A 24,106-nucleotide genomic window follows, 5' to 3' on the forward strand; every position below is an offset into this window, starting at 1 on the left:
TTGCTCCACCCGCGCCAATCGGCGTAAAACCCACTCGGACTCTAGATGCTGCTGGATGAAACTTCGGTGGCAGGTCACCACTAGAAGCTTTGGCCAATCCAACAGAGGTCGGCTACAAGGGAGAGCATACGGCGGCGGTGTTGGAGTTGCATCGAGATCGCCGTGTGCGCTATTTGCCTAGCAATTTCCTGGAGACTAATAGTCGTAAGCCCTGGTTGGCTACTCTGCACGATGCCGTGGTCGATTGGTTGAGATATATGGGTGTTGCCAGCGAAGTGCAGACCTCCGACAGCGGAAAATTCGGTCACGAAATTCAGGTTCAAACGCCAGGCGTGTCGCAGTTCCACGATCTTACAAATGTGGGCGTGGGGGTTAGCCAAGTTCTGCCAATCATCGTAATGGCTTTGCTCGCGGAGCCGCCGACGCTCTTAATATTCGAGCAGCCTGAATTGCACTTGCATCCGAAAGTTCAGGCTCGTTTAGCTGATTTCTTCCTATCTGTCGCCCTCTCGGGAAAGCAGTGTCTACTAGAAACGCACAGCGAATACTTAGTTGAGCGCTTTCGCCTTCGGATAGCTCAGGCGGAGGGCGACAGTATGACGAAAATGGTGAGGTTGTATTTTACCGAAAGGCACGAGGGCGATACATCGTGTCGGCCGGTAGAAGTCACGAAGTACGGCGCCGTTCCAGAGTGGCCGACAGACTTTTTCGATCAATCGCAAATTGAATCTGAGCAAATTATCCAAGCGGCGCGCGCCAAGCGTCGTAATGAAAAACTCTCCGGTGGAAATCAAGAATGATTTCAGTCGTCATTGAGCCCGCTCTTTTGGCAATACCGCCACTTGCAAACTCCGAAGATGAGGTTGAGGCGATTGTTGATCGACTGGCGATTTGGTCGGCCTACGCTGTGCGGGGCAGCATCCTCAGAATTGCTCAGATGACTGAGACTGCAGAAGTGCTTGGAGAGACGAATTGCTTTCCGTCCGGACCGAATGTTCGTTCGTTGTTGGAGATGTACAATTTAGATCAAGTATACTCGCCGAACGAGGTAGCTCGGTTGATAAATACGATCATAGAGCGAGCTTCGTTCGTTAAAAGCATAACCGGTTTCGAGGTTCAAAGCTGTGAGACAACCGATATCGAAGTTGAGCAATTCCAAGATCCGCGGCTGGCGGCCGCAAGCGCAAACGCCTTTGCGACTATCTGCTCAGGTATCAACACTAACGGCATGTTTCTCGCAGCGGGTTTTCCAGGGGGGGATGTCGCGCGCCGGTTCAGAGCAGAGGTCAAGGAAATTGATCTGAATGATTCGGTAGATTTGTTAATTGAAGCTCCGTTCTCGGTGAATGGCGACGTCTCGATTGCGCGCGGGCCAGGCTGTGTCTGCAAGGCGCTTAGTTCATCGGATCTATGGGATAGCGCCAAAGATGCGGTGGATGTTCATGGCGCGATCAAGCTAAAGATGTACCAACTTCTAGCGGCAGCGGGCAATGAAGCGCAGATCGGCAATCTGCCAGATTTTTTTGTTGGTAGCGGGTTTTTTAATTCGTTGGTCGGCTGCCAGGCAGGCCCGAACTCAAAGTTTGGCGACAATGTGCTGGAAAGTTGTGCAAGAGTTGTTTTGGCCACGCCAAAAAACTCGCTGGATCCATTCGTAAAGGGCGCCAGGTCGAAATCCTCGGATCAGTGGGTCAGAAAGCGGGACGGTGCGCTCGCTTTTCGGACTCACGTCACCAAGTCAAAAGAAGCATTAAGACTGATTTTTTGGCGGACGTCGAACGGAAGCGTCGAATTCGCGAACGTATCTGTGCATGATGATCTGACGCTACTGGAAGGAGAAGCAGCCGCGGCCGTCGGTAAATCATGGTAGGAAGAATGCGGTGACAGTGCACTCAATAGAGACGGACGAGAGACGGATGGACGGCAAAGTTAAATGCACTGTCATCGTAACTCCCCCCGTCTTGTCGAAGCGATTGCTCAAAAAGGTAGGGCAGTGAAAGGCCGCCGTTGTTTGACCGGGTCTTGCCGGCGTATCAAGATGGGTCAGATGAACGGGCGGCAGAGCATGGGCCAGAACTATGGATGATCTGCAGAAGAAGGGGCGCCTGCGATTGGTGCCAACGGAGCCGTTGAAAGGCGAATACGTTCCGCTGGAAGAAGTGTTCAAAAAAGAAAGTGACGAAGCCGTTAGTAACTACTCCGACAATGACATTGGGTGGAACGTTGTTGACACGAAATTTCTTTTAAGTCCGCCTGCTTGGTTTTCGTCTGGAGTCTACATCATCGTTCTTTCTTTGATTTTGTTTGCGGGGTGGTTGTTTTTTTCTTCGGTGTTCGAGCTTGCCTCACTTCTTTCCAATTCGGACAAGAAGACCTCTTCCGAGGCGGCTAAAAACATCCTCTTGACTATTGGCGCTGCAATCGCCGCTCCTTTCGTAATTTGGCGAACGTGGATTGCGCACCAGCAATGGCGGATAGGCGAACGACAAACAACAAACCAGATTGAAGCAATACAAACTGGGTTGCTCGTAAAAGCGATTGAGCAGCTCGGGGCCGTGCGGGAAGAGAAAATTCCTATAAACTCAAGTGAAAACAGCCGGGAAAAGTGGGAAACGAAGTCCGAGACGGTTGCAAATATCGAAATTCGCGTAGGGGCTATTTATCTACTTCGCCGCTTAGCAGAAGATAATGAACGTGATAGAGGGCCGATCCTTCAGACGCTGTGCACATACATTCGAGAAAATAGCCAACAAGAAGCCGTCAGGTGGGCGCGGCGTGAGGCAGCTCGCTTCGAGGCTCAAAGTTTGCAAGGAGACCCGGCGGCACTGCTTCAGAAGATAATGAGTGATAATAGTGCGGAGCTCTCTGAATTTAGAGTGTCTCCTCGGCGAACGGTTGGTGGGCTGCCGGCATTGTTGCCGAGATTGCGAGAAGATATTCAGGCTGCGCTCAGAGTTATAGGCGATAAAGAGCTACACCGGTCAAACATTGGTAGCCATCTCAATCTCGCGGGCTCATTTCTTCCGAAAGCAGATATGCGAAACTTATGTCTTGAAGCAGTGGATTTTACAGGCGCGCAGCTTCAATTTGCCGATTTTTCCGGGGCCCGGTGCCAGGGCGGTAAGTTTCGAAAGGCGTGCTGCCAAGGTGCGAACTTCGCGAAGGCCAATTGCTTTAATGCGAATTTTGTTCAATCTCAGTGCAGCGGAATGTCGTTCAACGATGTCGTAGCGTGCTTTTCGAGTTTCAATTCCGCTTTTTGTAGTGGTGTTGCGTTCGGGCGCGCTAATCTTGAATTATCAAGCTTTGACGGCGCCATTGTCGAGTTTGCTAGCTTTACAAGTGCCAAATGCAAGCGCGCGCAGTTTAGGAAAGCGAATTTGAAGGGTTCTAGCTTTTTTCTGGCTGATTGTGCTGGATCTGACTTTAGGAACTCCAAGTATTCAGCCGCTTGTTTTGATTTTGCTGATTTGACCTATTCCAAGGGCCTCACTACAGAGGGGCTCTCGGAAGCGTTCGGAAATGGTGAGACGAAGTTGCCGGTAGATGTCGGTCGCCCTTCTGTGGCGATGTACTGGATCAATTGTGCGGAAGTTGATCTTGATGAAGAACTGATGAGGAAGCGTATGGCGATGAGGCCTTCTATACAGGAGCCGATATTTGCCGAGAAGATCTGGGACAAGGAATTACTGGAGGCCTATCTGCCGTTATTTAAGGGAAAGAGCGCGGGTTAAGTTGTTGTGAGGTAGAAGGTAGTTTTAACGATAGGACTATACGGGTTACCCGTGACGATGAGAGATTGTGTTCCACTTAGTGGTTTAGCTGGCATGGTGGGTCACTGGTAGCTCCGGTGCGAGTTGACCTGATCAGTCTGCCGCAGCGGGCAGGTTTACAGTGGGAGTGTGCTTCTGTGAGCGTCAAAGGGCCTTTGGCAATCTGGCTGGTTTCAGAACGGCATTGGCAAGATGGCGCGACGGAATGGCGTTGTCGACGACGAAGCGCGGCCGTTGATCGGGCTTTGCCAGATCTCATGATCGCCGCGTCCATGCCTGACGAATTCGCAGCCCGCTTCGCGCAGGATCTTTTTGAGCTCTTGTGTGAAGCTCTTCATGCGGCGACGTGGGCGCGAACCTTTGTCGAGATGGAGGCGATGATCTCAACGGGGATTTCGGTCTCCGTCAAATCGGGGCTGTCAGGACTTTCGAGCAGGTCCTGGATGATGCCGGGCAGCTTGGCGGCCAGTTCGTTGAGCGCTGCCGCGCCAGTAGCAAAGCCCGGCACATCAGGGCTTTCGGCGACCCAATAGCTGGCTTCCGGGTCCCAGGTCGCGCAAACGACGATCGTCGACATTTCGGCGTGCTCCTCTGCTCGATGCATGTTGTGGCGCGCCGTTCTGAAAAATCAACCCCGCCGCGAAGATTGCTCTTGCGCTTTATCCGAAATCATGCTCTACTCTCTCCCATCCCGTCCCGCTGAGGGGGCGCTTCGCGATCGTCACGGACGTCGGGTGCGGGATGCGGTGGGCGCATGGGGACGCAGCGCGGGCTTGCTCGCGCGGACGAACGATCCCGGTGCGACGAGGAAGTCGCGTGGTTCTGGCATCCCGGTGCTGATGCCAAGTGGGCGATGACGTGTCGTCCGCGACGGGGCCAACAAGCCGGTCCCCGGGAAGAGCGCGTATAATTCGTAACACCATCGCGCAGGGAAGGCCGGGTGATCCCGGCTGAGCCTGTGGTTCTGCCGCGTGCTTATTTGTTGCACGCGGACCGCAGGTGCCAGTCGGCACCTGGCCTTCCCTGCGCCCTCTGTTTGGAGAGGGTGACGAATTCTTGGATAGCTCGGGTGTAAAGGCGCCGCGAGAACGGATGTGCTTGGTTGGTAGCGGGGGCCTCGCCCTTCGAGACGCCCGCCTGCGGCGGGCTCCTCAGGGTGAGGGGCGCGAGTGGTCTCCTGAGTTGTAGCGGCGCTCTCGATGCCCGCTCCTCATGGTGAGGAGCGCCGCGCCGGACGATGTTTGACGTGCGCGAAACTGCCTCGGGCGCGGCGCGTCTCGAACCATGAGGCCCCAGACGCCCGTAACTCCCCGGGAACCCACTCCGGTCACACTCCCGTGTGATCCCCCCGCGCAGGCGGGAAAGTCTTGGCACGGTGCGTGCCTCATGGATGCCTTTGTGGTAGGGTGAACATCCGGGCAACCTGGAGAGACTGTTGAGCGGCCTCACGAACGAGCCGGCCTCGCCGGCAAGCAGCACTCCCGATCGGCTTTCCAGCGACGCTCTCGCGCGGCTGAAGCTGGCGCAGGCGCTGAAGCGGGCGCGGTATGCCATCGCCTGGGAGCGTGGCTGGCCGCATCTCGCGCGGCTCTTGATGGTCATCGGCTTGTTCCTGATCGTGTCCTGGGCCGGATTGTGGCTCGGCCTGCCGTTCGCGGCGCGCATGATCGGCGTGTCGCTGTTTCTGCTGCTTCTGCTCGGCGCCGCCGTGCCGATCCTGAAGTATCGCTGGCCGAGCCGCGAGGAGGGCCTGTCGCGGCTCGATCGCGGCTCCGGCATCGCGCATCGCCCGGCCACCGCGCTCACCGATACGCTCACCAGCAAGGATCCGATCGCGCAGGCGCTGTGGCAGGCACAGCGCGAGCGCACGCTGGCCTCGGTCAAGCGCATCCGCGCCGGCACGCCGCGGCCGCGGCTGCTGCTGCATGATCCCTGGGCGGTGCGCGCGCTGGTCGTCGTGCTCCTGGTCGCGACGTATTTTGCCGCCGGCGACGAGCGGCCGATGCGCATCGCCTCGGCGTTCGACTGGAACGGCGTGATGACGCCGGTCGCGATCCGCGTCGATGCCTGGGTCAAGCCGCCGCTCTATACCGCCAAGCCGCCGATCATCCTCTCCGCCGCCAACAAGGAAGGCGCGGTGCCGGCGAATGGCCCGATCGTGGTGCCCGCGGGCTCGACCCTGATCATCCGCTCCAGCGGCGGCACGCTCGACGTCATCACCGGCGGCGGCGTGACGGAGGCCGCGGCGAACGAGGTCGCCGCCGGCGAAGCCGCGCCGAAGGGCACGACCGAGAAGCACTATGTCATCAAGTCCGACGGCACCGTGCATGTGCGCGCGCCCTCGGGCCAGCCGCAATGGGTGTTCGCGGCGACGCCGGACAAGCCGCCGGTCATCAGCATGGCCAAGGACCCGGAGCGCCAGGCGCGCGGCTCGCTGAAACTGTCCTACAAGATCGAGGATGATTACGGCGTCACCGAAGCCCGCGCCAAGGTCGCGGCGCGTGCCGCCGAGTCGAAGCTGACTGACAAGACGGCGGATGCGCAAGCGGCGCGGCCGCTGTTTCAGCCGCCGGAGTTTCCGCTGGTGCTGCCCAACGCGCGCACCCGCAACGGCCTCGGCCAGACCGTCAAGGACCTGAGCGAGGACCCCTATGCCGGCGCCGACGTTACGCTGACCCTGACCGCCAAGGACGAGGCCGGCAACGAGGGCACCAGCGAGCCGTTCGAGACCAAGCTGCCGGAGCGGCTGTTCACGAAACCCTTGGCGCGGGCGCTGATCGAGCAGCGCCGCATTCTGGCGCTCGACGGCAACCGCAATGCCGACGTGTTCACCGCGCTCGATGCGCTGGCGATCGCGCCGGAAATGTTCTCGCCGGAGCTCGGCCAGTTTCTCGGCCTGCAGTCGGTGACGCGCCAGCTCGAGGCCGCGCGCACCGACGATGCGCTGCGCGAGGTCGTGGCCAGCCTGTGGGCGCTCGCGCTGACGATCGAGGACGGCAACATCAGTGACGTCGACAAGGCGCTGCGCGCGGCGCAGGACGCGCTGAAGCAGGCGCTGGAGCGCGGCGCCAGCGACGAGGAGATCAAGAAGCTCGCCGAGGATTTGCGCAAGGCGATGGACAACTACATGCGCCAGCTCGCCGAGCAGCTGCGCAACAACCCGCAGATGGCGCAGCGGCCGCTCGACCAGAACACCAAGGTGCTGCGCCAGCAGGACCTGCAGAACATGATCGACCGCATGGAGCGGCTGTCGCGCCAGGGCGACAAGGAGGGCGCGCGCGAGCTGCTCGAACAGCTGCAGCAGATGCTGGAGAACCTGCAGATGGCGCAGCCGGGCCAGGGCGGCGACCAGGACATGGAGCAGGCGCTCAACGAGCTCGGCGACATGATCCGCAAGCAGCAGCAGCTTCGCGACAAGACCTTCAAGCAGGGCCAGGACTCCCGGCGCAACCGCGGCAAGCAGGGTCAGCAGGGCGACCAGGACCCGAGCATGGGCGACCTGCAGCAGGACCAGCAGGCGCTGCGCGACCGGCTGAAGCAGCTGCAGGAGCAGCTCGCCAAGCGCGGCATGGGCCAGAAGGGCGAAAAGGGACAGAAGGGTCAGAAAGGCCAGAAGGGGCAGCCCGGACAGCAGGGTGATCCCGGTGATCAAGGCGACCAGGGCGATGCTGGCGACGGGCTCGACGAGGCCGATGGCGCGATGGGCGATGCCGGCAGCCAGCTCGGCGACAGCAACGCCGACGGCGCGGTGGAATCGCAGGGCAAGGCGCTGGATGCGCTGCGCAAGGGCGCGCAGAGCCTGGCCGAGGCGATGCAGCAGGGCGACGGCGACCAGCCGGGCGATGGCCCCGGTCAGCGCGCCGGCCGCCAGCAGGGCGCGCAGCAGACCGATCCGCTGGGCCGTCCAATGCATCCGGGACGCGACATCGACGATTTCTCGCAGAAGATCCCGGGCGAGATCGACGTCCAGCGCGTCCGCCGCATCCTGGAAGAGCTGCGCCGCCGCCTCGGCGATCCCTCGCGGCCGCAGGTCGAGCTCGACTATATCGAGCGGCTGCTGAAGGACTATTAGGTCGCGCGCGGGCTGCGGATGTCAGTAGCGCTTCTCCGAGAGGATGCGCGCCGCGTGCTGCAGCTTCTCGACCGAGCGCTCGGTGTCGGTCAGCGCGCAGCAGCTGACCAGGGTGTCGATGATCGCGAGCTGCGCGACGCGGCTGCTCATCGCCTCCGGGCGGTAGCGCGTCTCGTTGGCGACGGTGTAGAGCAGCACCTCGCAATGCGCCGCCAGCGGCGACTTGCCGAGCCGGGTGATGCCGATGGTCCGCGCGCCCGCCGCCTGCGCCAGCCGGGTCGCCAGCACGGTCTCGACCGTGCTGCCGGAATGCGACACGGTGACGGTCGCGACATCGGGCCCGGTCATCCCGGCGCTGACCGCCTGGACGTGGGAGTCGACGATGGCATTCGCGGCGAGGCCGAGCTGCAGCAGCCGATAGGAGAGATCCTGCGCCACCGGCGCCGCGCTGCCGATGCCGTAGATCTCGATCCGCCGCGCCTGTCGCAGCAGCTTCGCCGCCTGCGCCAGCGCATCCATCGACAGCAGCCGCCGCGTCTCCTGCAGCGAGGCGGCATGGGCGGCGAAGATGTGGTCGGTGACCGTCGCCGGATCGTCGCCGCGATGCAAATCCTCCTGGATCAGCCTGATCGGCTCGATCAGGTCGCGCGCCAGCATGATCTTGAGCTCCTGGAAGCCGCGCACGCCCACCCGCCGGCAGAACGACACGATCGTCCCCTCGCTGACCCCGCAGGCCTCCGCCACCTCGGTGATCGACATGTGGATGAACGGCTCCGGCCGGGCCAGCACCAGCTCCGCAATCTGCCGCGCCTTCGGCGGCAGCTCGGTCTGCAGCTCCCGCACGCGGGACAGGATGCCGGTCGCCGCCGGCCCGGAGCTGAAGGTGGAACCCGTCACGCAAGCCTCATGCGTTCGACTGAGAAAATCTCATCGTGAATCAGATCATAAATAAATATTTCACAGCGACGTCAAGTCGCACTGCTACCCCTTCGGCCGCTCCCAGGCGGAGGCCGTTGTCCGGCCGCCGCCGATGTCCTCTCCAGGATTTCAGAAGGCCGAAACATCATGACAACACGTCGCGACTTTCTCGCAGGCGCCACGGCGGCGGCGACCTTCGCCAGCATCCGCCAGGCATTGGCCATTCCGGCGCGGCGCCGGACCGGCACCATTCAGGACGTCAAGCACATCGTCATCCTGATGCAGGAGAACCGTTCCTTCGACCATTACTTCGGCACGCTGCGCGGCGTCCGCGGCTTCGGCGACCGTTTCCCGATCCCGCTGGAGAGCGGCAAGCCGGTCTGGTTCCAGTCCGACGGCACCCGCGAGATCCCGCCCTATCACCGCGACTCCACCACCTCCAACGCGCTGGTCGGCTACGGCACGCCGCATTCCTTCGGCGACAGCCAAGCGGCGTGGAATCAGGGCAAGATGGGGTATTGGGCGAAGTACAAGACGCCCTATGCGATGGGCTATTTCGGCCGCGACGATATCCCGTTCCAGTTCGCGCTCGCCGAGGCGTTCACGATCTGCGACGCCTACCACGCCTCGATCACCACCGGCACCGATCCCAACCGCATCGTGTTCTGGTCCGGCTCCAACTTCAATCCGGCGCTGCGCGCGCAGGGCATCAACTCCACCACCAACGATGCCGAGCCGAACAATCTGCGCTGCTGGCCGAATCCGCATACCTGGGTCGCGGGCCAGCCGCAGCCGCAGGCGAGCTACAAATATGTCGGCAGCGATTTCAACTGGGACACACTGCCGGATCTCCTGAACAAGGCCGGCGTCAGCTGGCACATCTATCAGGACATGAACGACAACTGGACCGGCGCGATGCACGGCTGTCTCGCGTTCTCCAGCTTCCGCCACGCACAGCCGAACGATCCGAACTACGTCCACGGCCTGACCGGCGGCCCGGACTATCTCGACCGGCTGAAGGCCGACGTGATGGCCGGCACCCTGCCGCAGGTGTCGTGGATCCTGCCGACCCAGGCCAACTCCGAGCATCCCGGCGGCGGCAGCCCGACCCGCGCCGGCAATTTCACCGACCAAGTGCTGGAAGCGCTGACGGCCAATCCCGAGGTCTGGAGCCAGACCGTCTTCTTCCTGACCTTCGACGAGAACGACGGCTTCTTCGATCATCTGCCGGCTCCCGCCGTGCCGTCCTACGACATCAACGGCAAGCTGATGGGCAAGGCGACCCTGCCGCTCGACGGCGAGTATTTCTCCAACACCGTCGGCAACGTCCTCACCGCGACGGACACGATCAGCGGCAACATCCGGCCCTGGGGCCTCTCCGCGCGCGTGCCGATGTATGTGGTCTCGCCCTGGAGCAAGGGCGGCTGGGTCAACTCGCAGGTGTTCGATCACACCTCGGTCGGCCGCTTCCTGGAGAAGCGTTTCGGCATCAAGGTCGAGGCGATCAGCCCGTGGCACCGCGCTGTTTCCGGCGATCTGACCTCCGCGTTCGATTTCGCCAGCCCGAACGATCCGCGCTTCCCGGAGCTGCCCGACCAGAGCAACTGGCAGGCGTCGGACGCGCACCAGAAGACGTTGCCGGCGCCCGTCGCGCCGGCCACGCCGCAGCCGCTGTTCCAGGAGACCGGCGCGCGCTATTCGCGCCCGCTGCCCTACATCCTGCACGCCACCGCGAAGGTCGATGCCGCCTCCGGCAAGGTGAAGCTGCTGTTTGCCAACACCGGCTTCGCCGGCGCCGTCTTCCATGTCTACGACAAGCGGCATCTCGATCTCATTCCGCGCCGCTACACCGTCGAGGCCGGCAAGATGCTGGATGACGAATGGAGCGTCGGCCCTGACGGGCTCTACGATCTCTGGGTGCTCGGCCCGAACGGCTTCCATCGTCACTTCAAGGGCGATGTCGGCAAGGTCAGGCAGGCACATGCGGCCAACCCCGAGATCTTCGTCGGCTACAACCTGTTCGAGGGCGGCCTGCACATGCAGCTGCGCAACGACGGCCAGGGCCGCGTGAATTTCGCGGTGAAGTCCAACGCGATCTATGGACCGCTGCAGGCCGTCACGGCGTCGGTGTCGGCCGCGCTGGAGCCGATGTGCCCTGGCTTCGGTCCGCGGCCCGACGTGCATCCGGTCGGCTTCGGCCTCGTCCCGGGCTTCCGTCCGGCGCCGGACTTCGATGCTCCGGGCTTCGGCTTCGGTGCGCCGAGCTTTTTCCCCGGCCCGAGCCATGGCGGCCCGTTGACCTCGTGGACCGTCAAGGCGTCGGCGCCCGGCCACCACGGCGAGCTGTACTGGCACCTGCGCAAGTCCGGCCTCTGGTACGACTTCGTCGTCACCAGCGACACCGACGACAGCTTCTACCGCCGCGTCGCCGGCCATATCGAGACCGGCCGTCCCTCGTTCAGCGATCCCGGCATGGCGCTCGCCGATCGGTTCTGATCGCGGTGTGCCTAATCAGTTGCGGAGGGCGCCCCTGGGCGCCCTCTTGCCATTCAGTCGCCGCCGAGATCGTGAATCACTGGCGACAGACTGCCCGAGGAGATATCGAGCGTCGCCAGCGTGATCGGCAGCTTGAAGCGACGCGGTCCCGCACTGCCGGGATTCAAGTAGACTACGCCATCGCGGGTCTCGATGCGAGTGCCCGGAGATGACCATGTCGATGCCCTCGGCAGCCGGATCGATTGTGAGATCATGGACGTCATGCACGACATGAAAGCGTCTGCCGCCAAGTTCGACGGTCTGGGTCGCAGGATAGGCCTTCGCCCATTCCGCGCTGTCGATGTTGCCGCGGATCGCGGTGACCGGTGCGATGGCGCGGAGATGATCGATGATCTCAGGACGGCCGATGTCGCCGGCGTGGATGATGTGATCGACGCCGCCGAGGCGTTGCTTCGCCTCCGGGCGGAGCAGGCCGTGCGTGTCCGAGATGATGCCGATGCGCATGGCGGAAGCTCACCTGATGCGTTGAGCCCTCACGCGATGCTCAGGATTTCCAGCTCCTGGCCTGATGCTTCGATCACGTCGCCGACCGCCTTGCCCATCAGCAGCCGCGCGACCGGCGCGACGTGGGAGATCATGCCGAGCTTCGGGTCGGCTTCGTCCTCGCCGACGATTGCGTAGGTCTGCACGCGGCCGTCGCCGCGCCTGAACGTCACCGTGCTGCCGAACGCGATCGTCGCGGTGGAGGCGGGCGGTGGCATCACCTGCGCGGTGCGCAGCCGCGCCGAGAAATAGCGTGCATCGCGCAACGGCAGCGCCTGCTCACGCCGGCGCTCGTTGACGTCCTCGATCGCTTGCGCCGCCTCGTAGGCCGCCTGCGCCTGGCGCAATTGATCCTCGAGCGCCTTCAGCCCCGCCTCGGTGACGAGGTTCGGATGCGGCGAGACCGGCCGGTCCGGCAGCATCGTCTCCGCAGCCGTCTCGGCGCTCTCTTCCTTGGTGAATGCAACGCTCACGCAGGTCTCCTGCAGGCGCCGCCGGATGCGCAGCGCGTCGGGGAGAGATCATGCGGCGGAGACGAATTTCAAGCAGCAGGCGAGCGCTATGCGCACGCGACGGCGCGCCCCTTGACAGACATCGACAAGGCGGCTTGAATATACGAACTATAGTTCGCAATCCGAACTCTAGCAAGCTGAAAACGCCCGCCATCGAGACGGGCGTCAAGCAGGAAACGTCGGAGCCTCCCGTGGACGAGGAAACCAAGGCCGGGAAAAGCGTCGTGCAGTCGCTGGCCAAGGGCTTTCAGGTGCTGAATGCCTTCACCAGCGAGGAGCCCGAACTGGTGCTCGCCGACGTCGCGCGCCGCGCCGGGCTCGACAAGGGCACCACGTTCCGCCTTCTCAACACGCTCGTCATGCTCGGTTACGTCGAGAAGGTCGGAGACACGCGCCGCTTCCGCCTGACGCTGAAATGCCTCGACCTCGGCTTCAGCGCGATCGCGCGCTCCGAGCTGCGCGACCAGGCGCGGCCGATTCTGCGGAGCTTGGTCGGCGAGATGAACGAGGCCGCCTCGCTCGCTGTGCTCGACGGCAGCGACATCGTCTATGTCGAGCGCATCCAGGCCGGCCTCGTCCGGCTCGGCGTCGACGTCCGCATCGGCAGCCGCGCGCCGGTCTATTCCACCGCTGTCGGTCAGGCGCTGCTGGCGCTGCTGCCGGTGGAGACGCAGATCGAGGTGCTCGAGGCGCAGCCGCGTATCAAGCGCACGGAGACCACGATCACCGATCTCGACGCGCTGCTGCAACGCCTGCGCCACGTCAAGACCGCCGGCTACGCACTCTCGAATCAGGAGAACGCGCCGGGGCTGTGCGTGCTCGCGGCTCCCGTCGTCGATCGCGACGGCGTTCCGCTCGCTGCAATCAGCGTTGCCGCGCCGACGATGCGCATCTCGGCCGAGGCGTTCGAGCGCATGGGCGTGGCGCCGCTGCTGCGCGCTGCCGCGCAGCTGTCGCGCGCGCTCGAAGCCATGGGCGGCGCCACCGCCACCGTTTCCAACCGATGACACCAGAACTCACGAGGAACCCGACATGAGCGTCATGACCAACTTCAAGGGGATCATCCCGGCGATCGCCGTCCCCTTCAACGCCGACCACTCGATCGACGAGGCGGAGCTGACGCGCTACGCGGCCTGGCTCGGCAAGCGCCGCGGCATCGTCGGCATCATGACCAATGGCCATACTGGCGAGGTGTTCAGCCTCACCGCCAGGGAGCGCGCGGAGGTCACGCGCATCGTCGCCAAGGCGCTCGCCGGCATCTGCCCGACCATCTCCTCCGTCGTCTGCGAAGGCATCAAGGACGGCATCGAGCATGCGCTGATGGCCAAGGAGGCCGGCGCCGCCGCGCTCGACATCATGCCGCCGCATCACTGGCTGCGCTTCGGCTTCAAGCGCGAGCACTGCCTCGACTATTTCAGCGCGATCGGCGAGGCGACGAAGCTGCCGCTGATCGTGCATGTCTATCCCGCCTGGACACGCGCCTCGTTCTCCTCGGAGCTGCTTGCCGAGCTCGCGCGTCTCGATCACGTGCAGGCGTTCAAGATCGGCACCCGCGAGATGAACAAATACGCCCGCGACCTCAAGGCCATCCGCGCCGCGGCGCCGCACAAGGCGCTGCTCACCTGCCACGACGAATATCTGCTGGCCTCGATGGTGCAGGGCGTCGACGGCGCGCTGGTCGGCTTCGCCTCGCTGATTCCGGACCTGATCCACGATCTGTTCACCGCCGTCACCGCCGGTGATCTCAAGCTCGCCATGAAGCTGCAAAGCATGATCGATCCGCTGAAGGACGCGGTGTATGGCGCGGGCGAGCCGACCGGCGAGGCCCATGGCCGCATGAAAGCCGCGATGCAGGTGGCCGGCGTCATTCGCGACGCCACCGTGCGTCCGCCGACGCATGCGCCGAGCGCCGATGAGATGGCCGCGATCCGCGCCGCGGTGGCCGCGGCCGGACTGACGGTGCAGGCTGCGGCCTGAGTTTGCGACGAGGCGACAGCCGGGCCTGGCCCGGCTGCTGTCGCTAAATCAACGAACAAGATTCCGGGTGGACGCTCATGCTGATGATGGATGTCGAGACCGCACCCCGGCGCACTGCGCCGGACGACGTGCTGATCGCGATCGACCAGGTCTCGAAGACCTACGTCTCCGCCTCCGGCGCGGCGGTGCATGCGCTGAGCCGCATCTCCCTCGACATCAAGCCGGGCGAATTCGTCTGCGTCGTCGGCCCCTCCGGCTGCGGCAAGAGCACCTTGCTGCGTCTCCTCGCAGGTCTCGACAGCTACAGCGAGGGGCGCCTGCTGCTCGATGGCGAGAAGGTCGCCGGTCCCTCGCGCAAGGTCGGCGTCGTGTTCCAGGCCGCCAATTTGCTGCCGTGGATGACGGTGCGCGATAATGTCGAACTGCCCCTGCGCGTCGGCGGCCAGCATGCGCCAGCCGGCGAGCGCATCGAGCGCCTGCTCGCCGTCACCGGCCTCGGCGATTTCGGCGACAAATACCCTTACGAGCTGTCCGGCGGCATGCAGCAGCGCGCCGGCATCTGCCGCGCGCTCGCGCGGGATCCGGAAATCCTGCTGATGGACGAGCCGTTCGGCGCGCTGGATGCGCTGACGCGCGAGCGGCTGAACCTCGAACTGCAGCGGATCTGGCAGGAGAACCGCAAGACCATCCTGCTGATCACGCACTCGATCTCCGAGGCGATCTTCCTGGCTGACCGCGTCGTCGTGATGTCGGCACGCCCCGGCCGCATCCTCGCCGATCTTCACGTCCCGATCCCGCGGCCCCGGACGTTCGACGACATCGTGCTGCATCCGGACTACGCGCGGCTCGCCAAGGAGGTCCGCGGACTGCTCAATGCCCAGGAGCACGGCCATGACTGATCTCGCCAACATCGCCGCGCCCGCCATGACCCAGCACCCGCCCAAATCACGCCGCCGTCTCAGCCTGGGCTCGCCGATCGCGTGGATCGGTCTCGCCGTGCTGGTCCTGAGCTGGATCGCCGCCGTCAAGCTGCTGAACATCCCGTCCTACATCCTGCCGAAGCCCGAGGCCGTCATCCGTGCGTTGTGGTCCGGCCTTGCCGTCAGCCCGGCGAGCCCGCTCGGCTACTATCTGCCGCTATGGAGCACGCTGAGCAACGCCGCCGCTGGCTGCGCCATCGGTGTCGGTCTCGGCCTCGTGATCGGCTCGCTGATGGCCGAAGTCGAAGCCATCGAGCGCCTCGTGATGCCCTATGCCTTCGCACTGCAGAGCCTGCCGAAGGTGGCAATCGCGCCGCTGATCGTGATCTGGTTCGGTTTTGGCGACGGCTCGAAGATCGCGATCTCGGCGCTGCTGTCGTTCTTCCCGGTACTGATCAACAGCTTTACGGGCTTGCGCGCCGTCGAGCCGGAGCGGATCGACCTGATGCGCTCGCTGTCGGCCTCGCGCTTCGAGACCTATCGCATCGTCAAGCTGCCCAACGCCGCGCCCTTCATTTTCGCCGGCCTCGACATGGCGGTGGTGTACGCGCTGCTCGGCGCCATCGTCGCCGAGTTTCTCGGCGCGCAGCGTGGCATGGGCGTCGTGATCACCCAGGCGCAAGCGGTGTCGGATGTCGCCGGCGTGTTCGCCGCGCTGATCATCCTCGGTGTGCTCGGCATCGTACTGCACGGGATCGTGCGCTGGTGCGAGTCCAAGGTCGTGCATTGGGGTGCGAACAGAAAGAAATAAGAACGGGAGGAACGAACATGGTATCGCGCAGGTCATTCCTGAAGGGCAGCGCCGGCGCGGCGCTGCTGATGAGCAGTGTGCCGGCCGGTCTGATGGCGGCTGACGCCAAGAAGCTCCGCTTCGGCGTCGGGCTCAAGGCGCTCAACGCCACCGTCATCAATTGCGTGATCGGCGAAGCGCTCGGCTACAACGCGCAGGAAGGTTTTTCGCTCGACGTTCAGGCGCTCGGCACCAACGCCAATGTCCAGGTCGCGACCGATCGCGGCACCGTGGCGATCGGCGTGGGCGTGCCCTCGACGGCGCTGCCGCTGCTCGCCAAGGGCGAATGGAGCGGCGCCAAAATGTTCTATCAGTACACTTACCCCTACAAATGGGATATCGCCGTTCCGCCCGGTTCGGCGCTCAAGAGCTATACGGATCTGAAGGGCAGGAAGATCGGCGTCTCCGATTTCGGCGCCACCGAATATCCGGTGACCAAGAACGTGCTGAAGGCGCTCGGTCTCGATCCGGAGAAGGATGTGAGCTTCGTCGCCGTCGGCAACGGCACGCCGGCGGGCGTCGCCCTGCAGCGCGGCGTCATCGATGCGCTCGCCTATTTCGACACCGGCTTCGGCCAGATCGAGGCCGCCGGCATCGAGCTGGCCTATCTGCCACGACCGACCACCATCCCGATGGTCGGCGGCCAGTTCCTGATGGCGATGCCCACAACGTTCGAGAAGGATCGCGATCTCCTGATCGGCTTCGGCCGGTCGGTGTGCAAGGCCTCGCAGTTCCTGATCGCCAATCCCGCCGCCGGCGCCAGGGCGTTCCTCAAGCTCTATCCCGAGACGGCGCCGCGGGGCGCCAGCGAGGACGACGCGGTCAAGGCCGTGCTGCAGTCGATCAGCCGCCGCATCAAGCTCTATACGCCGCCCTATGCCGACACCAAGATGGGCGCGATCAACGAGCAGGAGTTCCGCACGGAAGCCGCGATGAACGGGCTCGACATCAAGGACTACAATGCGCTCTACACCAATGAGCTGATCGAGACGATCAACAATTTCGATGCGGTGAAGGTCAAGGCCGAGGCGGCTACGTACAAGGGATGACGGCAGAGCATCACGACAGCGGCTCCGGTGTTCGCCACGCGGTGGTGACCGGAACCAGTTCGGGCATCGGCCGCGCCATTGCCGAGCACCTGCTGGCCAGCGGCTGGCGCGTGACCGGGATCGATCGCGCGCCGTCGCCGTTCTCGCATGCGGGCTTCGCCGGCTTGCAGGCCGAGCTCGGCGACTCCCATGCGTTGGCTGCGCGACTTGCCGACATCGGCTCGGTGACCGCGCTCGTTCACGCCGCCGGCTACATGCGCGTTGGCCGGCTCGGCGAGCTCGCGCCCGACAATGGCGAGGGCATGTGGCGAGTCCATGTCGGCGCGGCCGAGGCGCTGGCCAATGCGCTGGCTCCCCACATGAGCGACGGCGGCCGCATCGTGCTGATCGGCAGCCGCACCGCCAATGGCGCCGCGGGACGCAGCCAATATGCCGCGACCAAGGCGGCGCTCACGGGCCTCGCGCGCTCCTGGGCGATCGAGCTGGCGCCGCGCCGCATCACCGTCAACGTCATCGCGCCGGCCGCCACCGACACGCCGTTCCTGCGCGATCCCGGCCGCGCCGGCACCGCGCCGGTGCTGCCGCCGATGGGCCGCTTCGTCGATCCCGCGGAAGTCGCCGCGCTGACCGCCTTCCTGCTGTCGGGCGAGGCAGGCGCCATCACCGGACAGAGCATCACCATCTGCGCAGGCGCTTCGCTCTAGGGGCAGCGCGCGACCACGACCAGGAGAAGACCCATGACCATCCGCATCGTCGACGTCCGCGAGGTGACGAAGCCGATCTCATCACCCATCCGCAACGCCTATATCGACTTCACCAAGATGACGTCGAGCCTGGTCGCGGTCATCACCAACGTGGAACGCAACGGGCGACCCGTCGTCGGCTACGGCTTCAACTCCAACGGCCGCTACGGCCAAGGTGGCCTGATCCGCGAGCGGTTTCGCGCACGCCTGCTGGAGGCCGATCCGGCCTCGCTGCTGGATGCGACCAGGGACAACATCGATCCCGACAAGGCCTGGGCGGCGATGATGAGCAACGAGAAGCCCGGCGGTCACGGCGAGCGCTCGGTCGCGGTCGGCACGCTCGACATGGCGATCTGGGACGCGGTCGCCAAGATCGCGGACAAGCCGCTGTTCCGCCTGCTCGCAGAGCGTCACGACCGCAAGGCCGATCCGCGCGTCTTCGTCTACGCCGCCGGCGGCTACTACTATCCCGGCAAGGATCTCTCGGCCCTGCGCCGCGAGATGCGCGGCTATCTCGAGCGCGGCTATAACGTCGTGAAGATGAAGATCGGCGGCGCGCCGATCGACGAGGACCGCCGGCGCATCGAAGCCGTGCTCGAGGAGATCGGCCCGAGCAATCAGCTCGCCGTCGACGCCAATGGCCGCTTCGACCTGGAGACGGCGATCGCCTACGCCAAGATGTTGAGTGACTACCAGCTGTTCTGGTACGAGGAGGCCGGCGATCCGCTCGACTATCATCTGCAGGCGACTCTGGCCGACTTCTATCCCGGCCCGATGGCCACCGGCGAGAACCTGTTCAGCCATCAGGACGCCCGCAACCTGATCCGCTATGGCGGCATGCGCCCGGACCGCGACTGGCTGCAGTTCGACTGCGCGCTGTCCTATGGCCTGTGCGAATATCTGCGCACGCTCGACGTGCTCAAGACCCACGGCTGGTCGCCGTCGCGCTGCATCCCGCATGGCGGCCACCAGATGTCGCTCAACATCGCCGCCGGCCTCGGCCTCGGCGGCAATGAGAGCTATCCCGACCTGTTCCAGCCCTATGGCGGCTTCCCCGACGGGGTGAAGGTGGTCGACGGCCACATCACCATGCCCGATCTCCCCGGCATCGGCTTCGAAGGCAAGTCGGATCTGTATGCGGAGATGCGCGCGCTGAGTGCATGAGGCGCGAATGTCGAGCAACAAACTCGGTGTCGTCCCGGACAAGCGCGCGGTACGCGTGCGCAGATCCGGACCCATATCCCCAGGGGGGAGGTTCGAGGCACGACGGCAGATCGATTTCGCCCAGCCACATCCGCCGCAGCGTATGGGTCCCGGGTCAGCGCCCGTCAACGCTGCGCGTTGCCGAGCTTGCCCGGGACGACACCCGATGTGAGACGCCTGCGAGGAACGTCCACTGAGTTTCGTTGCTGCTGATACGCCCGACGGGCAATTTGCTCATGGCACCCCTGTGCCAATTGCCCGTCGAGCCAGTTTGTCGCGCGGCTCAAGCCTTGTGTCGTCGGGCAAATCACCTGCACATTTCCGCGCATCCCGCCTCACTCGGAAGGGGCGTTGCGCGCGATCGTCACGACACGCGAGGCGGGGATGCGATGGCCGCGAGAGCTCGCAGCATGTCTTCATCGATGTGCGGACGAACGGGCGCTTGCGGACGGTCAAGTCGCGTGGTCCTGGCCTCCCGACGCTGAGGTCAAGTGCGCGCTGCTGCGGAGAGCACGGCGTGGACGACGGTGGCCAACAAGCCGGCGCACCGGGGAGATCGCGAAGCAGCCGTCAACCCATCGCGCAGGGAATGCCGGAATGTCGGCTGAACCTGTGGTATCTGCCGCCTGCATTTCTTTCCGCAGGCGGGCCATGGGTGAGGCCTTCACCCGGCATTCCCTGCGCCCTCCGACTTTTGAGGGTGACGATGATCAGCACAGCTCGGGCATGAGATGCCGCGGGGATCGCCTGCGCGCGCCAAGACAAAGGCGCCGTCCCGGAGCAAGCCGCGACGTCACGAAGCGACGGCGAGGCGCCGACCCGAGACCCCATAACCCAAGGGAGATGTGACTTGCGCGAGATGGAGGATCAGCGTGGTGTTTCAACGACCGCCGGTGGCTATGAATCCCGTCGTTCGCCGGGATGACGGCGGAAAATGGGAGTGCAGCGCCTCACGCCTTTGCCGCCTTCGAGGCCAGGGCGTCGGCGACCGCGGTGCGGATGTCGGCAACCGAGAACGGCTTGGTGATCACGTCATGCGCGATGGCGCTGAGATTGGAGGCGCGCTCGCGCTGGTGGGCGAAGCCGGTCATCAGGAGGATCGTCAGATCGGGGAAATCGCGCGCCGCCGACAGCGCCAGCGCGATGCCGTCCATCACGGGCATCTGGATGTCGGTCAGCAGCAGGTCGAAGGCGCCGTTTTCGCGGGTGAGAATGTCGAGCGCCTCGGCGCCGTCCTGCGCCGTGACCGTCTCGTGGCCGTCCATCGCGATCGCGCGGGCGACCAGCGTCCGCATCGAATCCTCGTCGTCGGCGATCAGCACGCGCGACATGTCGTTTCGTCTCCGTCTCGTGGGCCCCGCGGGCGCCCCACGAGACCGGAACCATCATGCACTGCCGGCGGCGAGATCGCGCCGATTGAAGAACCGTATATCGATATTGCGGCCTTCGGGAGGGGGCGAGGCCAAGCGCGACTTGAACGTCGTGCGTTCACCGGGCTTGAGCGCGGTCTGCTCGAGCAGCGCGTTCCAGGCATAGATCTCCATGCCCTGCGCGTCGCGCACACTGAACCGAAGCCGGGGCAGGTCTACGGCCTTTTTGGTCATGCTCACGATGGTGCCTTCGATCACCAGCACCGGCTTGCCGTCCACGGTCTCGGTCGCGATCTTCACGTCCTTGAAGGACAGCCCGCGGAGGTTCACATCGAGCCCGACGAGTCTGTAGAACGATGCCGTCTGCGGCAGCAGCCGGACGACGTCCGCCCGCCAGAAGACGAGCGCGATCGCGGCCGCCGCCATGGCGGCGGTGAGCGCCGGCAGTTTGAGCAGCTTCCTGCCGGGAAAATCCGGCAAGGACGGGCGCTTCAGATGTCTGGTGAGGCCGGAGAGGCGCGCGAGCCGGCCCTGCGGCTCGGTTTCGGCGGATGCATCGCTGGGCTCCTCCGCGGCGACATCCTCGGGCCAGCCGGCGGCGATCGGCGGGCTGTCAACCTCCGGCGGCTGTTCGTCGGGTTCCTCCCGGGCCAGGGCCTCCCATTCGTCGGCCGCATCGCGCGGCGCAGGGGCCGCGTCGGCCTCGGCCTCGGCCATCGCCGGCATCGGCGCAGGCGCCTCGACGGCGTCCTCGGGGCGGGCCAGCCAGACCTCCTTGCAACGGGCACAGCGCACGCTGCGGCCCGCCATACCCAGGGTTGCCACGTCGATGGCATAAGACGTCGTACAATGGGGGCAAACGATGAACATCGCGCCTGTTCTCCAAACGGCCATTGCCGCTTTGTTTCCGGCAGTTCGTGCTACAAGGACCCCCATGTGGACGAACTTCGGAACTCAATCGTACGAATGGTACATGGCAACCATTAACGAACCGGAAACCATAACGGGCGCTCAATCGGGCTATCGTACCACCGGGGTTGTGGCGCGCGGGTCGGTTCCGCACGCCGTCCGACGGAGCTGACGCTTTGGTTCGGTTCGAAAATGTTGGGCTGCGCTATGGACTGGGGCCGGAGATCCTCCGCGACCTCACTTTCCAGATTCCGGCCCATTCCTTTCAGTTTCTCACCGGCCCTTCGGGCGCCGGCAAGACGTCGCTGCTCAAGCTCTTGTTCCTGTCGCTGAGGCCGACCCGTGGGTTGGTCAACCTGTTCGGCTATGACATCTCGCTGCTCAGCAAGGAGGAGATCGCCGATTTGCGTAAGCGGATCGGCATCGTGCTGCAGGACTTCCGGCTGCTCGACCACATGACCACCTACGAAAACGTCGCGCTGCCCTTCCGCGTGATGGGGCGCGACGAGTCGAGCTATCGCAAGGAGGTCATCGATCTCCTCAAATGGGTCGGCCTCGGCGAGCGCATGGATGCGCTGCCGCCGATCCTGTCGGGCGGCGAGAAGCAGCGTGCGGCGATCGCGCGCGCCGTCATTTCGCGGCCGCAACTGCTGCTCGCGGACGAGCCGACCGGCAACGTCGATCCGACGCTCGGACGCCGGCTGCTGCGGCTGTTCATCGAGTTGAACCGCTCGGGCACGGCGGTGATCATCGCAACCCACGACATCACGCTGATGGACCAGTACGAGGCCCGCCGGCTGGTGCTGCATCAGGGACGGCTGCACATCTATGAGTAGCGTAGACGATCGCGGCCTTCTGGTCGATCTCGGCGATGACCGCCCGCAGCTGCCGGCGCAGGCCCGCATCGTGTCCCCCATCGTGCCGCGTGCCTCGATCGCCGGCCGCGCCCTGGTTGCGGTGGTGGCGATCATGACCTTCCTGGCCTCGATCACCACGGGCGCGGTGCTGCTGGTCAGCGAGTCCGCGGCCGAATGGCAGTCGGAGGTGGCGAGCGAGATCACGGTGCAGGTGCGCCCGCGGACCGGCCGTGATCTGGAGCGCGACACGGCGCTGGTGACCGAAGCGATGCGGGCGCAGACCGGCATCGTCGAGGTCAGGCCGTTCAGCAAGGACGAGTCGAGCAAGCTGCTGGAGCCGTGGCTCGGCAGCGGCCTGTCGTTCGACGAACTGCCGGTGCCGCGCGTCATCATCGCCCGGGTCCAGCCGGGCACGCCATTCGACCTCGGGGCGCTGCGCACACGGGTTGCGCAGGTCGTGCCGACCGCCAGCGTCGATGATCATCGCGCCTGGATCGAGCGGATGCGGTCGATGACCGGCGCCACGCTGTTCGCCGGCTTCGGCATTCTCCTGCTGGTGATCGCGGCGACCATCATCTCGGTGTCGTTCGCGACCCGCGGCGCCATGGCGGCGAACCGACCGATCGTCGAGGTGCTGCATTTCGTCGGCGCCGGCGACCGCTACATCGCCAATCATTTCCTGCGTCATTTCCTTCAGCTCGGCCTAGAAGGCGGCGTGATCGGCGGCGGGTTGGCGATGCTCGGCTTCGGCTTCTCGGAGTCGATCGCAAACTGGTTCTCCGGCACGCCGGTCGGGGATCAGTTCGCCGCGCTGCTCGGAACGTTCTCGCTGCGGCCCATCGGCTATGTGGTGATCGCGCTGCAGGCGATCGTGATCGCGGCGGTGACGGGCTGGGCCGCGCGCCGCACCCTGTTCACGACATTGGCGAGCATCGATTGACGGTGGTCTGTCCCCAGCCGTTTGGTTGCGGATTTCACTCCGCCCGAAAACCGCCTAAAATCGTTTGCGTCGGGTGAGGCAGGACAGGGGTGAGCGGGGTCACGAACACGGGCACGGTCGTGCGCCAGGATGGCGGCGAGCGAACGTGATCGGGGGACCGGCGAAACCTGCCAGCGCTCCCGGACTTGAACGACGGGATCGCGCGACGGCATGGCGTCGCGCGCCAGCAGCCAAGGACGATCCAGGCACGGCATGGGGCCAGAGACCGACGATAGCAGACGCAAACTGCCGCTCTATGTGGTGGCGGGGCGCGCGCTTGCCGGCGCCGTGGCGACGCTGGGACTCGGTTTCTTCGTCGCCGCCGTCGGCTTCGTCGGCTTCCTGTCGCAGCTGCGCGGCGCCGAGATCAAGCCCGAGCGCAAGGCGGACGGCATCGTGGTCTTGACCGGCGGCTCGTCCCGCGTGTCGGACGCGGTGGAACTTCTCGCCGGTGGCTACGGTCGCAGGCTGCTGATCTCCGGCGTTCATCCGACCAATGATGCCAATGACATCACCAGGTCGCTGCCGGAGGCGCGGTCGTTCATCAATTGCTGCGTCGATCTCGACTATTCGGCGATCAATACCCGCAGCAACGCCGCCCAGACGCGGCGCTGGGCCGGCGAGCGCGGCTTCAAGTCGCTGATCGTGGTGACGTCGAACTATCACATGCCGCGCGCCATCGTGGAGCTGTCGCACGCGATGCCGAGCATGGATCTCATTCCCTATGCCGTCGTCGGCGAGAAATGGCGCGACGAGCCGTGGTGGACCAGCGCGCCGACGCTCAGGCTGCTGCTGTCGGAATATGCCAAATATGTCGCCGCAGAGGTGCGGCTGCGACTTGCCGATCTCGGGATCGATCTCGTGCCCGAGGCCGAGCCGCCGACGGGCTCGGTGCCGCGCCGGCCGGCGACGGCGCAAGCCAATTGAACTGGGTT

The 24,106-nt window shown here is 64.4% G+C and carries 20 protein-coding genes and 2 pseudogenes; 15 read left to right on the top strand and 7 right to left on the bottom strand.

Annotated elements, in window-relative coordinates:
• Positions 1-89: 89 nt before the first annotated feature.
• The 3 genes from ACQR1Y_RS31885 (at position 90) to ACQR1Y_RS31895 (ending at position 3,734) form a co-directional block, all read left to right on the top strand.
• Positions 90-800, top strand: coding sequence for an AAA family ATPase (locus tag ACQR1Y_RS31885; protein WP_434879625.1), 711 nt, complete (start codon positions 90-92; stop codon positions 798-800).
• Positions 797-1,870 (top strand): hypothetical protein, encoded by a 1,074-nt coding sequence (locus tag ACQR1Y_RS31890; protein ID WP_434879624.1) that lies wholly within the window; start codon positions 797-799, stop codon positions 1,868-1,870. The genes ACQR1Y_RS31885 and ACQR1Y_RS31890 overlap by 4 nt, the downstream gene beginning before the upstream one ends.
• 208 nt (positions 1,871-2,078) lie before the next feature.
• Positions 2,079-3,734: a pentapeptide repeat-containing protein gene (locus ACQR1Y_RS31895; protein ID WP_434879623.1), complete on the top strand. Its 1,656-nt coding sequence runs from the start codon at positions 2,079-2,081 to the stop codon at positions 3,732-3,734.
• 183 nt (positions 3,735-3,917) lie between these two features.
• Here ACQR1Y_RS31895 and ACQR1Y_RS31900 read toward each other — a convergent pair.
• Positions 3,918-4,111 (bottom strand): annotated as a pseudogene (locus ACQR1Y_RS31900) (type II toxin-antitoxin system HicA family toxin).
• Positions 4,108-4,350 carry a DUF1902 domain-containing protein gene (locus ACQR1Y_RS31905; RefSeq protein WP_434879622.1) on the bottom strand — a complete coding sequence of 81 codons (243 nt, stop codon included), beginning with the start codon at positions 4,348-4,350 and terminating at the stop codon, positions 4,108-4,110. Before ACQR1Y_RS31905 ends, ACQR1Y_RS31900 begins: the two are co-directional and overlap by 4 nt.
• 858 nt (positions 4,351-5,208) lie before the next feature.
• Here ACQR1Y_RS31905 and ACQR1Y_RS31910 point away from each other — a divergent pair.
• Positions 5,209-7,845 carry a TIGR02302 family protein gene (locus tag ACQR1Y_RS31910; RefSeq protein ID WP_434879621.1) on the top strand — a complete coding sequence of 879 codons (2,637 nt, stop codon included), beginning with the start codon at positions 5,209-5,211 and terminating at the stop codon, positions 7,843-7,845.
• Between the two features lie 21 nt (positions 7,846-7,866).
• Here the strand turns inward: ACQR1Y_RS31910 and ACQR1Y_RS31915 are convergent, their stop codons facing one another.
• Positions 7,867-8,742, bottom strand: coding sequence for a MurR/RpiR family transcriptional regulator (locus tag ACQR1Y_RS31915; RefSeq protein WP_434879620.1), 876 nt, complete (start codon positions 8,740-8,742; stop codon positions 7,867-7,869).
• A 168-nt stretch (positions 8,743-8,910) separates the two neighbouring features.
• On the opposite strand from ACQR1Y_RS31915, the gene ACQR1Y_RS31920 reads away from it, so the two are divergent.
• Positions 8,911-11,259: a phosphocholine-specific phospholipase C gene (locus ACQR1Y_RS31920; protein WP_434879619.1), complete on the top strand. Its 2,349-nt coding sequence runs from the start codon at positions 8,911-8,913 to the stop codon at positions 11,257-11,259.
• A 53-nt stretch (positions 11,260-11,312) separates the two neighbouring features.
• Here the strand turns inward: ACQR1Y_RS31920 and ACQR1Y_RS31925 are convergent.
• A pseudogene (locus ACQR1Y_RS31925) lies at positions 11,313-11,763 on the bottom strand (metallophosphoesterase family protein).
• A gap of 29 nt (positions 11,764-11,792) precedes the next feature.
• Positions 11,793-12,275 carry a transcription elongation factor GreA gene (gene greA / locus ACQR1Y_RS31930; protein WP_434879618.1) on the bottom strand — a complete coding sequence of 161 codons (483 nt, stop codon included), beginning with the start codon at positions 12,273-12,275 and terminating at the stop codon, positions 11,793-11,795.
• Between the two features lie 230 nt (positions 12,276-12,505).
• Here greA and ACQR1Y_RS31935 point away from each other — a divergent pair, with 230 nt between their 5' ends.
• The 7 genes from ACQR1Y_RS31935 to ACQR1Y_RS31965 all read left to right on the top strand — a co-directional run bounded on the left by ACQR1Y_RS31935 (position 12,506) and on the right by ACQR1Y_RS31965 (position 19,017).
• Complete coding sequence (locus ACQR1Y_RS31935) at positions 12,506-13,321, top strand: IclR family transcriptional regulator (protein WP_434879617.1); 816 nt, start codon at positions 12,506-12,508, stop codon at positions 13,319-13,321.
• Positions 13,322-13,346: 25 nt separating this feature from the next.
• Positions 13,347-14,291 (top strand): dihydrodipicolinate synthase family protein, encoded by a 945-nt coding sequence (locus tag ACQR1Y_RS31940; RefSeq protein ID WP_434879616.1) that lies wholly within the window; start codon positions 13,347-13,349, stop codon positions 14,289-14,291.
• 77 nt (positions 14,292-14,368) lie between these two features.
• Entirely contained in the window at positions 14,369-15,190 is an 822-nt protein-coding gene (locus tag ACQR1Y_RS31945; protein WP_434879615.1) for an ABC transporter ATP-binding protein, read from the top strand.
• Positions 15,183-16,022 carry an ABC transporter permease gene (locus ACQR1Y_RS31950; RefSeq protein ID WP_434879614.1) on the top strand — a complete coding sequence of 280 codons (840 nt, stop codon included), beginning with the start codon at positions 15,183-15,185 and terminating at the stop codon, positions 16,020-16,022. Before ACQR1Y_RS31945 ends, ACQR1Y_RS31950 begins: the two co-directional genes overlap by 8 nt.
• A 17-nt stretch (positions 16,023-16,039) precedes the next feature.
• Complete coding sequence (locus ACQR1Y_RS31955) at positions 16,040-17,110, top strand: ABC transporter substrate-binding protein (RefSeq protein WP_434879613.1); 1,071 nt, start codon at positions 16,040-16,042, stop codon at positions 17,108-17,110.
• On the top strand, positions 17,107-17,814 hold the full coding sequence (locus ACQR1Y_RS31960) for an SDR family NAD(P)-dependent oxidoreductase (RefSeq protein WP_434859857.1): 708 nt from the start codon (positions 17,107-17,109) through the stop codon (positions 17,812-17,814). Before ACQR1Y_RS31955 ends, ACQR1Y_RS31960 begins: the two co-directional genes overlap by 4 nt.
• Positions 17,815-17,847: 33 nt before the next feature.
• The gene (locus ACQR1Y_RS31965; protein ID WP_434879612.1) at positions 17,848-19,017 is read left to right on the top strand and encodes a mandelate racemase/muconate lactonizing enzyme family protein; all 1,170 of its coding nucleotides are present in this window, start codon (positions 17,848-17,850) and stop codon (positions 19,015-19,017) included.
• Between the two features lie 989 nt (positions 19,018-20,006).
• On the opposite strand, the gene ACQR1Y_RS31970 is transcribed toward ACQR1Y_RS31965, so the two are convergent.
• On the bottom strand, positions 20,007-20,387 hold the full coding sequence (locus ACQR1Y_RS31970) for a response regulator (protein ID WP_434859859.1): 381 nt from the start codon (positions 20,385-20,387) through the stop codon (positions 20,007-20,009).
• 54 nt (positions 20,388-20,441) lie between these two features.
• Positions 20,442-21,296 carry an MJ0042-type zinc finger domain-containing protein gene (locus ACQR1Y_RS31975; protein WP_434879611.1) on the bottom strand — a complete coding sequence of 285 codons (855 nt, stop codon included), beginning with the start codon at positions 21,294-21,296 and terminating at the stop codon, positions 20,442-20,444.
• Positions 21,297-21,511: 215 nt separating this feature from the next.
• Here ACQR1Y_RS31975 and ftsE point away from each other — a divergent pair, with 215 nt between their 5' ends.
• The 3 genes from ftsE (at position 21,512) to ACQR1Y_RS31990 (ending at position 24,098) form a co-directional block, all read left to right on the top strand.
• Positions 21,512-22,171: a cell division ATP-binding protein FtsE gene (ftsE, locus tag ACQR1Y_RS31980; RefSeq protein WP_008962119.1), complete on the top strand. Its 660-nt coding sequence runs from the start codon at positions 21,512-21,514 to the stop codon at positions 22,169-22,171.
• Positions 22,164-23,132, top strand: coding sequence for a cell division protein FtsX (locus ACQR1Y_RS31985; RefSeq protein WP_434879610.1), 969 nt, complete (start codon positions 22,164-22,166; stop codon positions 23,130-23,132). The genes ftsE and ACQR1Y_RS31985 overlap by 8 nt, the downstream gene beginning before the upstream one ends.
• A 252-nt stretch (positions 23,133-23,384) precedes the next feature.
• Complete coding sequence (locus ACQR1Y_RS31990) at positions 23,385-24,098, top strand: YdcF family protein (RefSeq protein WP_434859862.1); 714 nt, start codon at positions 23,385-23,387, stop codon at positions 24,096-24,098.
• Positions 24,099-24,106: the final 8 nt, after the last annotated feature.

Origin of the sequence: Bradyrhizobium sp. HKCCYLRH3099 (assembly GCF_051167855.1) — a bacterium.
Lineage (GTDB): Bacteria > Pseudomonadota > Alphaproteobacteria > Rhizobiales > Xanthobacteraceae > Bradyrhizobium.